Genomic DNA, 12,974 nt, shown 5'->3' with positions numbered 1-12,974 from the left:
TCTCTAACCTGTCGGCCAGGGTTTTGGGCGATAGTTTTATGTAGAGGGTTTTGCCATTGGCGTTCATCCAATCCATATGGTCAAAAAAGCAAGGCAATCCTCCACCCGTCGACACCACGGTATTTTCATGATATTCAGTTTCCTTCAGCACCTGCGATTCGAGCTTACGAAAGGCATCCTCTCCAAAAGAAGAAAAATATTCAGCAATGCTCATGCCTGCTTTGGCTTCGAGCACATGGTCAAGATCAATAAATTCGTAGCCCCATTTGGCGGCCAGTTTGCGGCTCCAGGTTGTTTTGCCACAACCCATAAAACCCACAATAAAATATTTCATATAAATTCTTTCAACTTAATTTTACCCGTGGGTCTATCCACACGTAAATAATATCAACCAAGATACTGATCACCACAAATATAAACGCGATAAACAATATTGAGCCCATCACCACCGGAAAATCCGACATTTCCAGCGCATCAACGGTAGCTTTGCCTAAACCGTTATAACCAAAAATGTATTCCACAAAAAAAGAGCCTGCCAGCAGCGAAGCAAACCAGTTGGCAATGGCGGTAATTACCGGGTTCATGGCATTTTTAAGTGCATGTCGATATATAATTGTGCGATTACTCAAACCCTTTGCTTTGGCAGTACGGATATAATCCTGGCCCAAAACATCAAGCATGGCATTGCGGGTAAGCTGTACAATGATAGCCAGCGGCCGCAAGCCTAACGTAATTACAGGCAATACCAGGTTTTTAAGCGTGATCACTTCGCCCTTAAAGGGATCATAACTATATAAACTGCCCGACATGTTTAAATGCGTATAGTTACTCAAAACAAAACCAAAAATCCAGGCAATGATAATACCCGCAAAAAACGATGGTGCAGAAATGCCAAGTGTTGAGAAACTCAATGCCAGCTTATCGATCCAGGTATCTTTATTCACCGCGCTCACCACGCCTAAAAATACGCCGATAATAATAGCGAAGATCATGGCTGCCGCGGCAAGCACCAATGTATTAGGGATCACCTCCATCAACAATGAAGCAACATCCTTACGGGTTTGGTATGAGCGTCTCAAATAAGGCCATTTCAGTGCCAGCACTTTGCTTTTACTCACCGGGAATAGCTTTACATAGCCATAGCGCTGTTGTTCTTCAGCTGTATTGAGGTGGATGCCCAAAGGCGACAGATCATTCAAGTAATAGGCAAACTGCACAGGTACGGGTTTATCCAGCCCAAACTCTTTACGCACAGCCTGTAATGATTGTACATCAGCACGCTGTCCCTGGGTCATGCGGGCAGGATCGACAGGCAGGATATTGAACAGAAAAAAAACAACAAATACTACCCCCAGCATTACTGCCAGTCCGTATACCAATTTGCGGAGCAGGTAGGGGATCATATTTATTATTTCTGCAAGTACTCTTTTACGATATCCTCATATTTAGGCACCGAATGATAATGCCATTTATTAATCACCGTACCATTCTTGATCAACAACACACCCGGATTAGAACGCACCATTGATTTCAGCGGAACGCCATCCACATAAAAAATCTCGCTGATCAGCTTATGTTCTTTAGCAAACGCCTTAGCGTCAGCAGCCGAATTTGAAGTAAGCAATATAGTGCGGATGTTATAGTTATCGGTAAGGTTTATAGCCAGCGCATTTAAGCGGTTGATAGCATTCTTATCCGTTTCACTCAAATCATAGGCCACTATAAACAGGCTATAGAAAGGGCTCGAAAGTAATTCTTTTGTATAATCGTTACGCTGTGCATCCTGGATAGCGAGGTCGCGAATTTTAGGCTCGTATCCTTTTTTAACCAGGCGGTTTTCCGGATCGCCGATAACTTCCCAGTTGGCATCCTTCCAGATATTGGTTTTAAGGTATTCCTTATCATTCATTACCTTGGTAGCACCTGTTTTTTTGTTTTTGAGATGATAGGTAAGTTCAAACTCATCAAGCGGAGCACCCGGTGGGATCTTCATTTCGTCGGGCAGGTTAGCGCCTATTTTATACGGCAGAAAATCTATAATGGGCGAAAAGTTATAGGTATAAACGCCAAAGCCAACCGAAATAACAGCTGCAAATATGAGCCATTTATCACCAATCTTAGCACTAAACAAAGGATTGATTTGTTTACGTTTAACAAACAAGATCAGCACCAAAGCCAGCAAAACCATATCCTTACTAAACGATTGCCATGGCGTCAACGGAATAGCGTCTCCAAAACAACCACAGGTTTGCACCACCTTAAAAAATGCCGAATAGAAAGTGAGGAAGCCAAAAAAGATGATCAAAAGCAATAATCCCCAGGCAACTTTAACGGCCCGTGCACCTATAAGCAAGGCAAAACCCAACAGCATTTCAAGCGCACATAGAACAATAGCCATGGTAAGCGCTAGGCCGTTCAGGAACGTGATATGAAATACCTCAAAATACTCTACCAGTTTATAAGAAAAACCCAGCGGATCATTAGCCTTGATCAGTCCTGAAAATATAAATAACAGTCCCACCAATAATCGCGGGATCCATATAACGGCATTGTTTGATGATGTATTTTTCATAAGCCCCTTCTAAATCTTCTCCGCCAACCAGCAGATAGACTTAATTTTTATACTTAATAAAGAGTTTTATTTACCGTGATGAACATTAAGCTTAATCAATGCGAACACGGCATAGTTCAGCATATCCTGGTAGTTGGCTTTAACACCTTCTGATGCCTCGGTAAGTCCCTGATTGTCCTCTATCTGTTTTACACGAAGCAGTTTCATCAATATCAGGTCGGTCAATGAACTGATCCTCATATCTCGCCAGGCCTCGCCATAGTCATGATTTTTGGCAAACATCAATTCCTTGGTTTCGTTTACCTTTTCATCAAACATCTGACCAACATGATCTGGATTGAGCTCGGTCGACATTTCGGGGCCGCACTCCAGCTGCATCATGGCAATCACACAATAGTTAACAATGCCTATGTACTCGCCGGTGATATCGTCACCTACTTTTGATACTTTTTTTTCCTCTAAAGTACGGATGCGTTGGGCTTTGATAAAGATCTGGTCGGTGATGGATTGCGGGCGGAGGATACGCCATGCGGTGCCGTAATCGCGGGTCTTTTTCATGAAAAGACCTTTACATATGTTAATTACGCCTTCGTATTCTGCTGCTGTGTTAGTCAAAAGATAATGAGTTTGAATGTTGTAAAGTTTAAATGTTGCAAGGTTGTGAAGCCCGTGCCTGCAAAGTTAATTAACTTTACCGCATTAAAACTTTACAACAAGCAACTAACCGTGGCTAAAGATACATTTTTCAGTAAAAAAGTTACACTCAATGCCGGCGGCCGGCTTATTGATCTTTCATCGCCAAAAGTGATGGGGATCATTAATATCACTCCCGATTCGTTTTTTGCAGATAGCCGCAAACCCAGTGTTGATGAAGCTTTGCAACAGGCACAAAAAATGCTGACCGATGGAGCAACATTCCTTGATATCGGTGCTTACTCGTCTCGTCCCGGAGCAATTGATATTTCGGCACAGGAAGAAATGGATAGGTTGTTACCTATAGTTGAAGCCATTGCAATGAAGTTCCCGGAAGCCATTATGTCGATAGATACTTTCCGTGCCAGTGTTGCTGAAGCTGCTATTAAGGAAGGGGCACATATCATCAATGATATTTCGGGTGGTATGCTTGATGAAGATATGTTTGCCACAGTTGCCCGGCTAAATGTGCCTTATATACTGATGCACATGAAAGGCAGCCCGCAAACCATGAACCAACTGGCCGAATATGACGATGTATTCAGCGAGGTGTTTGATTATTTTGTATCAAAATACAGCGAGTTAAAACGCCTCGGTGTACATGATGTGATCCTTGATCCAGGCTTCGGTTTTGCAAAAAAAGCGGAGCATAGCTATGAGTTAATTAGCCGGATGAATGAGTTTGATCTGTTCGGATTACCCATACTTACCGGCATCTCCCGTAAAAGGATGATCTATGGTTTACTGGGTAATACTGCTGCTGAAGCATTGAATGGTACTACTGTTTTGAATACCATTGCGCTGATGAAAGGGGCTAATATTTTGAGGGTGCATGATGTGAGAGAGGCTGTGGAGGCGGTGAAGATTTGGGAGGCATGTAAAAGTTAAAATCCGGCGGCCGGGAGGCAGCTTGATAGTTTGGCACTCGGCTGGAGCCGAGCGCCGGCGTGTCTTTTATTTTAATCTTCTAATTAAAAAACCGGCGCAGACGCTCGGCTCCAGCCGAGTGTCGACTATTTATCGGCCTCCCGGCCGCCGTAGTCCGAACGAAAGGTTACCCATCAACCTTAAAAACCGAATCGGGATTAGCGCTACTATACACATAAGCTGTCGGATCATTAACAATCATCGCTTCAACAGGATTATCATGAATGTAATCTACCTTCTGATCAAATACTTTTGCCGTTATTAATTCGATTGGATTAGTTGTCTTTTGCCAAAACTGGTATTCGCTATTTTGTTGCGTGGCATTCGCAAAATAACGAAACATGTAAAGCAGCCATTCCTTTCTACTTTCAGTGTAACTATCAGTTATCATCGCGATGATCCGTTTAGCTGTATAACTCTTCAGGTCTCTTATAATTTGTGGTAGCTTTGCTTCTTCAGATTCAACAATCAAATGGATATGGCTGCTCATTATACAGTAGGCATATACCTTTAAGCCCTTATTTTTCCTGCAAAACTCCAGGTTATTTAAAAACTCTTCACAATATTCGGATCTTATAAAAACATCTATCCAGCCAACTATTGTAAGGGTTACAAAAAACGGACGATCTGTATTGGCTTTTCTAAATTCGGACATTCATTAGTTTAGGCTTCGGTTTTGTTTCGGCGGCCAGAGGCCGCTTGATAGTCGACACTCGGCTGGAGCCGAGCGTCTGCTTTTCTTATTTATTTTATTTCTTTTCTTTGCCACCGCTCGGCTCCAGCCGAGTGGTAACTATTCCCAGGCCTCTGGACTGCCTACCCCACCAGCTCCATCATTTTCAAAATAGCATCAACGTATTCCCGGTCATTAGCCAAACGTGGCACTTTATGCTGCCCACCCAGCTTTCCCTTTTCCCTCATCCAGTTAAAGAAAGTGCCATCCGGTGCGCGACGAACTATCGGGCGACGCAGCGCAAGATCTTTAAAACGCTTGGCATCGTAATCAGAGTTAATGCGACGCAGGGTTTCATCAAGCAGGTCAACAAAACGTTCAAACTCGGCAGGTTTCTTTTCAAACTCAATGATCCATTCGTGGGCCCCACATTCATCCCCGTTAAAATAAACGGGGGCCGCAGTATATTCCCTGATGATAGCGCCGGTTTGTGTACAGGCCTCTTCCAATGCGCGTTCGGCATTGTCAATGATCACTTCCTCGCCAAAGGCATTAATAAAGTGTTTTGTGCGACCGGTGATCTGGATCCGGAACGGAGAAAGCGAAGAGAACTTAATAGTATCCCCTATCATGTACCGCCAAAGGCCAGCATTAGTTGATATGATGAGCGCGTAGTTTTTGTTCAGCTCCACCTCATCAAGCGTGAGGGTTTCAGGATTTTCGTCATACAGGTTTTCAAGAGGTAAAAACTCGTAAAAAACACCATAGTCAAGCATCAACAGCATATCGCCAGGTTCTTTGGTATCCTGTATGCCGAAGAAGCCTTCAGATGCATTATAGTTTTCGAGGTAATACATCTCCTCATTCGGGATCAGTTTTTTAAACTGCTCGCGGTAAGGCGTAAAATTCACCGCACCATGAAAATACATTTCCAGATTAGGCCATACCTCAAGCAGATTATTTTTTCCGGTGATCTCCAGGATGCGCTTAAACAACACCAGGTTCCAGGTGGGTACACCGCTGATGCTGGTCACATTAACATCCTTAGTGGCATGCGCTATTTTCTCAATCTTTTCCTCAAAGTTTTCGAGCAGGGCAATATCCAGGTGCGGCGTACGGTGAAACTCCGCCCACATGGGCAGGTTTTTCATGATCACTGCCGAAAGATCGCCAAATGAAGTATCCTGGCTTAGCTGACTGATCTGGTGACTGCCCCCAAGCGTCAGGATCTTCCCCGTAAACATCCGGGGGTTGGGCTGGTTATTGAAATAGATGGTAAGCAGGTCTTTGCCACCTTTAAAATGGCATTCCTCAAGTGCTTCTTCACTTACCGGTATAAACTTGCTCCTATCGCTGGTAGTGCCCGATGATTTGGCAAACCAGCGGATCTCTGATGGCCACAACACATTCTTTTCGCCTTTAAGCATGCGCTCAATGTAAGGCTTCAGTGTATCGTAGTTTTGAATCGGCACCCGCTCCTTAAACTGGCTCAGGTTTTCGATACTTTTATATTGGTATTTTTTACCCCACTCCGTGTTTTCAGCAACCGAAACCAGTTGCTCAAACCATTCTTCCTGCACTTCATTCGGATACTTCATAAAAAGCTCTATCTGGTGGATACGCTTTTTCATGAACCAGGTAAATACGGAGTTAAAGAGGGTCATAGGGCTATTATTGAGGAAAAACCTTTCTTTTCAGCACAAAGTTTGCCCCAAGATACACTTTCCTCACCATTTCATTCTCGGCCAATACCTCGGGCACGCCTGATTCTAATATTTTACCTTCAAAAAGCAGGTAAGCACGATCAGTGATCGACAGCGTTTCCTGCACGTTGTGGTCGGTTATTAAGATGCCGATATTGCGGGTACGTAGCTTCGCCACCATCGCCTGGATCTCTTCAACCGCAATCGGGTCAACACCTGCAAAAGGCTCATCCAACAGGATAAAGTTTGGCTCAGCAGCAAGTGCTCGGGCAATCTCTGTACGACGGCGTTCACCGCCCGATAGCAGGTCACCACGGTTTCTGCGAACCTTGTGCAAGCTAAACTCGTCTATCAGTTCTTCCAACTTATCTTTTTGCTTGTCTTTAGGCATATCGCCCATTTCAAGCACCGCCTTGATATTATCCTCAACCGAAAGTTTTCTAAACACGGATGCTTCCTGTGCCAGGTAGCCTATCCCCTTTTGGGCACGGCGATACATGGGGTCCTGGGTTATATTTTCATCATCCAGGTGGATAGTGCCTTCGTTTGGTTTTATCAAACCAACTATCATATAAAACGATGTGGTTTTACCCGCTCCGTTAGGCCCAAGCAAACCAACAATTTCACCCTGCGCAACGTCAAACGATACATCGTTTACAACGGTACGCTGCTTGTATTTTTTAACTAAATTATCTGCTCTTAGTATCATTATATGTCTGAACCATGATTTATGGGATTCATGGATTTTACCCTGATATTTAACCGTTGATTTTTTTGATTTCGATGATTTCGTTGATTAGTACCTGCCGGCTATGAACCATGATCTATCAACAATGAACCAGACTAATCTCCAATCACTAACCTCTAATCACCGAATCGGATCCCCTTCACATTCAACTGTATTGTCCTTCTTTCGCGCCAAACGTTTTCTTCTATCGAGTAGCACATTTCAAACGGCATGCCCTGTTTTAATTGTTCCAGGTATTGACCATGGTTAAAGGCTATGCAATCAAATACTGCCGAATCTTCCTGCATTACGCTCATTTTGATGTGCGAGCCGCCTACCAAACCGGCACTACCACTAACATACACATTTTTGCTTATGAAAACAGGAGCCATATTTTCAGGGCCAAAAGGAGCAAACTGATTCAATATCCTGAAAAATTTCGCTTCTATCTGGCTTAAACGTAATTCGGCGTCAATTTGTATTTGTTGTATCAATTGTTCCGGTTTTATGGTGGAACTTACCACCTCTTCAAACCTTTCAATAAAAGCTTCCAGGTTTTCCGGGGCCATGGTAAGCCCTGCGGCATACTTATGGCCTCCAAACTGGATCAGCAGATCTTTACAGCCGCAAAGGGCCTCATACAGGTCATACCCCAAAACAGAACGTGCCGAACCGGCCACATGCCCGTTTGAACGGGTGAGCACTATTGTAGGACGATAATACTTTTCAGTCAGGCGCGATGCCACAATGCCAATTACCCCTTTATGCCAGTCTTCATTGAACACCACGGTTGACTTACGGGCAATCAATACCTCGTCATTATCGATCATGCCAAGCGCTTCGTCCGTAATGCTTAGGTCATGCCCTTTTCGCTCGGTATTGCGCACGTTGATCATTGCGCTTTTTTCTTTAGCTGCATCTTTATCTGTAGCTATCAGCAATTCAACCGCATGTTTGGCATCATCTATTCTGCCGGCAGCGTTGATCCTCGGACCAAGCAAAAACACTACATCCGATATGGTATAAGTCCCATTACGACCAGCAATCTCCATTAAAGCTTTAACCCCAATACAAGGATCGGTATTTATTTTTTGCAGACCGAAGTGCGCCAATACCCGGTTCTCGCCGTTGATGTGCACAATATCGCAGGCAATACTGATCACTACCAGATCAAGATAGCAGTTCACTTCCTCAACCGGGATATTGTTTTTTTCGGCATAGGCCTGGATCAGCTTAAAGCCAATACCGCAACCTGATAGTTCTTTATATGGATATTCGCAATCTTCGCGTTTGGGGTCAAGTACAGCTACCGCTGCCGGGATTGATGCTCCGGGCAGGTGGTGATCGCAAATAATAAAATCGACGCCTTTTTCATTCGCATAGTCAATTTTATCAATTGATTTTATGCCGCAGTCAAGCGCTATGATCAGGGTAATACCTTGCTCAGCGGCGTAGTCAATCCCTTGTGTTGATATCCCGTACCCTTCTTTATAGCGGTCGGGGATGTAATACTCAATATTGTTATAAAGTTTTTTGAAAAAACTATAGGTCAGCGCCACAGCTGTAGTGCCATCCACATCATAATCTCCGTAGATCATGATCTTTTCGCCTGCTGCCATGGCTTGCTCTATGCGGAGGATAGCCTTTTCCATATCCTTCATCAGGAATGGATCATGCAGGTGCCGGTGATCGGGCCTGAAAAAGTAGCGGGCATCTTCAAAGGTGGTGATACCGCGCTGCACAAGCATAGCGCTTAAAACGGTATCAATATTGAGTTCGGCGGCTAATTTTATTACATCATCATGGTTTGTATTATCCTTTAGCGCCCAACGTTTATTCATATCTTTGCAGCTTGAAACAGTAAATATACTTATGCTCTGTTAAAGAGCCAAAGTTACTTCAAAATCTGATACTACGTTTACTATGGAATTTTTTGCTTTAGGCGAGGGCTCTTATTCGGTTGATGCAACCAAGAAATTTATCCCGTTCAACCCCGAAACTGACAACCCGAAAGATCGTCCGGCTTCGTTGTTTATCCACGTTAACCCCTTCCTTATCAAAACAAAAACCGATTTGATAGTATTGGATACCGGCCTTGGCTTTAAAGATACCCGCGACGAACTGATGCTGCATCAAAACATCCGCAACGCAGGCTTTGATCCTGATGATGTTACGTTGGTAATGATGTCGCATCTGCATTATGACCACTCCGGCGGTTTGGTGGTTGAGCGTAATGGTAAATTAGTACCCAGCTTTCCGCAGGCCGAGCATGTGATCAATAAACAGGAATGGGAATTTGGTATCAGCGGAAAAGGCTCGTCATACCATGTTGAAATATTTGAGGCATTACAGGCAAGCGCTAAGATCACTTTTATTGAAGGCAACGGCGAGTTTAAACCAGGTATCAGGTATGAGCACTCGGGCGGTCATTGCCCTGCACACCAGGTATTTTGGTTTGATATAGAAGGCGAAAAAGTATTTTTTGGCGGCGATGAACTTCCTGAGCCCGAGCAGCTGTTAAGAAAGTTCATAGCCAAATATGATATGGACGGGCGCAAGGCCATGATGTTGCGCGAAGAATATGGTAAAAAGGCCGCCGCCGAAGGGTGGAAATGCCTCTTTTACCATGCTAAATCATTTACCATCGGAACTGTTGAAACGGAAGGCGACCATTTTAAGGTTAAGCCGGTTTAACTTTGGGTAGCTACTTCAAAAAGTTCTTTTATCTTTTCAACATTAAGCGGTTTGGAGATAAAATCCTTTACCAGCGGGTATGAACGTGCTTTGTTGATGTCGTTGCTGAAAACTGATGATGAAATAATATAGATCTTGCTTTTGCCCAGGGGATCAAGGTTGAGGCGCTTATACTCATCCAAAAATTCCCAGCCATTCATAATGGGCATATTAATATCAAGTAAAATATAATCGGGCAGTTTATTAGGGTCTTTCCGCTGAATATCTGAAAGCTGCTCAATAGCATATTTTCCGTTCAGGCAGGCCATAATTTCGGTGTTCAGTAAAGCTTTCTTTATCAGTTTTATGGAGATGAAGTTATTTATTTCGTCATCATCAACCAGTAATACACTAATGGCTTTATTATTAATGTTCATATCTATCATTTAAGCGCATCTCTTTATACGAGGCCTCGATTTAAAAAGTTATATTCCTTATAGTTGTAAATTGTAAAAACAATACATCATACAAATACCTTTAAATAACCACAAAACGGGCATTTTTATTTTAATCGGGGAAATTAAATAAAGATGAGCATACAGGAAATTGAAGGTAAAAACTAACCGTTGATACTATTATTTAAAAAGAATAATCATGTTCAACCAGGCAAATACGCACCTTATAATTCTGGTACCATTTATCGCGCCCCTGTTGTTGGGCAAACAGGTGCCTGGCATTTGCTTTCCACTTTTTGATAGCCTCTACTGATTGCCAGTAAGATACCGTTATTCCTGCTTCGTTACGGGCCGACTCAACACCAAGGAAACCCTCCTGCTTCCGCGCCAGTTCTTCCATTTCAACAGCCATGTCGCTGTAGCCTTCATCACCCGGGGTGCGCACAGAGGTAAATATTACAGCATAATAAGGAGGTTGTGGGGTTTGAGCAATAAGCCCATCTAAATCTCCCCTAAAGGGAGAGCCTTTTGAATTACTACCGGAATTATCTGAACTCATATCTTAATAATTTACATAAAACAAAAACCCCCGCTAAATGGCGGGGGTTTGCTGAAGATTATTCTATTACACTTTCTTCAAACTCGTACTCTTCTAACGGAGGGCATGAGCAGATCAGCGTTCTATCGCCATAAGTGTCATTAACCCTGCCTACCGATGGCCAGAATTTATTGGCAGCTACGTAAGGCAGCGGGAATGCCGCTTTTTGACGGGTATATGGATGCTCCCACTCGTTGCCTGTAATAACAGCTACAGTATGAGGCGCATTTTTTAACGGATTGTTATTTTTGTCAGATAAACCATCAACCACATCAGCAATTTCATGACGGATAGAGATCATGGCATCGCAAAAACGGTCAAGCTCGTGTTTTGGTTCTGATTCTGTTGGTTCAATCATCACGGTACCAGCTACCGGGAAAGATACAGTTGGTGCGTGGAAACCGTAGTCCATCAAACGCTTGGCTATATCAGTTACCTCAATACCTGCCGATTTGAATGAGCGGCAATCCAGGATCATTTCATGCGCACAACGCCCATTAGCACCTGTGTATAACACCGGGTAATGTTCTTTTAGCCTTGTTTTAATATAGTTGGCGTTCAGGATAGCGTAACGGGTAGCGTTAGTCAAACCTTCGGCACCCATCATGGCTATGTAAGCATGTGATATGATCAGGATTGAAGCCGAACCCCATGGCGCTGCCGAAACAGCATGGATAGATTTCCCCCTCTCGATATCAACTACAGCATGGCCTGGCAGATAAGGCACCAGATGTTTTGCAACACCGATAGGGCCCATACCAGGGCCGCCACCACCGTGAGGGATACAGAATGTTTTATGCAGGTTAAGGTGACAAACGTCGGCACCGATATTGGCCGGGCTTGTTAAACCAACCTGGGCGTTCATGTTAGCACCGTCCATATAAACCTGGCCGCCATTTTCATGAATGATCTCGCAAATTTCGATGATGCTTTCTTCAAATACCCCGTGGGTAGATGGATAAGTGACCATCAAACATGAAAGCTCATTTTTATATTGCTCGGCTTTAGCGCGCATATCGGCAACATCGATGTTACCATTGTCATCGCACTTAACCACTACGATCTTCATACCAGCCATTGCTGCAGAAGCAGGGTTGGTACCGTGAGCAGACGAAGGGATCAAAGCAATGTTACGGTGGGTATCGCCCCTATCCAAATGATAAGCGCGGATAACCATCAAACCGGCGTACTCGCCCTGGGCACCAGCGTTTGGCTGCAAGCTCATAGCTGCAAAACCGGTGATCTCGCTCAGCCAGTTATTGATCTCATCAAACAACTGCATGTAACCACCAACCTGGTCGGTTGGGGCAAAGGGGTGAATTTTGCTGAACTCGGCCCAGGTAACCGGTACCATTTCGGTAGTAGCGTTTAGTTTCATAGTACATGAACCTAAAGCTATCATTGAATGACATAAAGAAAGATCTTTTGCCTCTAATGATTTAATATAACGCAGCATCTCATGTTCAGACCTGTGGGTATTGAACAGACTATGCGTTAAATAAGCCGAAGTACGCTGAAGCTCTGTTGGAATAACCGTTTCAGGATTTGCGTTGATGCCATCGAAATCAACATCGTTAAATGTTTTACCTTTTACTTTGGCAAAGAACCTTACAATAGTTTTGATATCCTCAACCGAAGTTGTTTCATCAATAGCTATCGTAACCACCGAACCTTCATAGTTCAGGTTCATTTCGTTATTTAATGCTTCAGAATGAATAGGGCCTGCTAAATGAGCTACATCAAACTTAACGGTATCGAAATATGATTCGTTCAATTGTTCGTAACCAAGCTGACCTAAAGTTTTGGCTGTTAATACAGCTAAACCGTGAATCCTTTCAGCAATCGCTTTAATACCATCCGGACCATGATATACGGCATACATACCAGCCATGATAGCTAATAATGCCTGAGCGGTACAGATATTTGAAGTTGCTTTATCGCGACGGATGTGCT

Annotated in this window: 13 protein-coding genes; 2 read left to right on the top strand and 11 right to left on the bottom strand. The window is 43.7% G+C overall.

The features are described 5' to 3' along the window. The 4 genes from VF500_RS18970 to VF500_RS18955 form a co-directional block, all read right to left on the bottom strand. The coding region (locus tag VF500_RS18970) for a shikimate kinase (RefSeq protein WP_330861187.1) at positions 1-334 on the bottom strand (334 nt) is incomplete at its 3' end. A gap of 10 nt (positions 335-344) precedes the next feature. After that, positions 345-1,403, bottom strand: coding sequence for an ABC transporter permease (locus VF500_RS18965; protein ID WP_330861186.1), 1,059 nt, complete (start codon positions 1,401-1,403; stop codon positions 345-347). Between the two features lie 5 nt (positions 1,404-1,408). Next, positions 1,409-2,572, bottom strand: coding sequence for a BT_3928 family protein (locus tag VF500_RS18960; RefSeq protein ID WP_330861185.1), 1,164 nt, complete (start codon positions 2,570-2,572; stop codon positions 1,409-1,411). A 66-nt stretch (positions 2,573-2,638) separates the two neighbouring features. Further along, positions 2,639-3,130 (bottom strand): DUF1599 domain-containing protein, encoded by a 492-nt coding sequence (locus VF500_RS18955; protein WP_330861184.1) that lies wholly within the window; start codon positions 3,128-3,130, stop codon positions 2,639-2,641. Between the two features lie 168 nt (positions 3,131-3,298). Here VF500_RS18955 and folP point away from each other — a divergent pair, with 168 nt between their 5' ends. Continuing rightward, positions 3,299-4,153, top strand: a complete 855-nt coding sequence (folP, locus tag VF500_RS18950) for a dihydropteroate synthase (RefSeq protein WP_330861188.1) — start codon at positions 3,299-3,301, stop codon at positions 4,151-4,153. A gap of 166 nt (positions 4,154-4,319) precedes the next feature. Here the strand turns inward: folP and VF500_RS18945 are convergent, their stop codons facing one another. From VF500_RS18945 to recJ, 4 genes are all read right to left on the bottom strand, one after another. Next, entirely contained in the window at positions 4,320-4,847 is a 528-nt protein-coding gene (locus VF500_RS18945; protein ID WP_330861183.1) for an REP-associated tyrosine transposase, read from the bottom strand. A 161-nt stretch (positions 4,848-5,008) separates the two neighbouring features. Beyond that, the gene (locus VF500_RS18940; protein WP_330861182.1) at positions 5,009-6,529 is read right to left on the bottom strand and encodes a GH3 auxin-responsive promoter family protein; all 1,521 of its coding nucleotides are present in this window, start codon (positions 6,527-6,529) and stop codon (positions 5,009-5,011) included. A 7-nt stretch (positions 6,530-6,536) separates the two neighbouring features. Then, positions 6,537-7,277, bottom strand: coding sequence for an LPS export ABC transporter ATP-binding protein (gene lptB / locus VF500_RS18935; protein ID WP_121233687.1), 741 nt, complete (start codon positions 7,275-7,277; stop codon positions 6,537-6,539). A gap of 155 nt (positions 7,278-7,432) precedes the next feature. Next, on the bottom strand, positions 7,433-9,136 hold the full coding sequence (gene recJ / locus VF500_RS18930) for a single-stranded-DNA-specific exonuclease RecJ (protein WP_330861181.1): 1,704 nt from the start codon (positions 9,134-9,136) through the stop codon (positions 7,433-7,435). 82 nt (positions 9,137-9,218) lie between these two features. On the opposite strand from recJ, the gene VF500_RS18925 reads away from it, so the two are divergent. Beyond that, positions 9,219-9,989 (top strand): MBL fold metallo-hydrolase, encoded by a 771-nt coding sequence (locus VF500_RS18925; protein ID WP_330861180.1) that lies wholly within the window; start codon positions 9,219-9,221, stop codon positions 9,987-9,989. Here VF500_RS18925 and VF500_RS18920 read toward each other — a convergent pair. The 3 genes from VF500_RS18920 to gcvP form a co-directional block, all read right to left on the bottom strand. Next, on the bottom strand, positions 9,986-10,405 hold the full coding sequence (locus VF500_RS18920) for a response regulator (protein ID WP_330861179.1): 420 nt from the start codon (positions 10,403-10,405) through the stop codon (positions 9,986-9,988). The two genes, VF500_RS18925 and VF500_RS18920, sit on opposite strands and share 4 nt — an antisense overlap. A gap of 202 nt (positions 10,406-10,607) precedes the next feature. Then, complete coding sequence (locus tag VF500_RS18915; protein ID WP_330861178.1) at positions 10,608-10,982, bottom strand: antibiotic biosynthesis monooxygenase; 375 nt, start codon at positions 10,980-10,982, stop codon at positions 10,608-10,610. A 58-nt stretch (positions 10,983-11,040) separates the two neighbouring features. After that, the coding region (gcvP, locus tag VF500_RS18910; RefSeq protein ID WP_330861177.1) for an aminomethyl-transferring glycine dehydrogenase at positions 11,041-12,974 on the bottom strand (1,934 nt) is incomplete at its 5' end.

Source organism: Mucilaginibacter sp., from assembly GCF_036383575.1.
GTDB lineage: Bacteria > Bacteroidota > Bacteroidia > Sphingobacteriales > Sphingobacteriaceae > Mucilaginibacter.
This window is presented reverse-complemented; position numbering and strand designations above follow the sequence as displayed.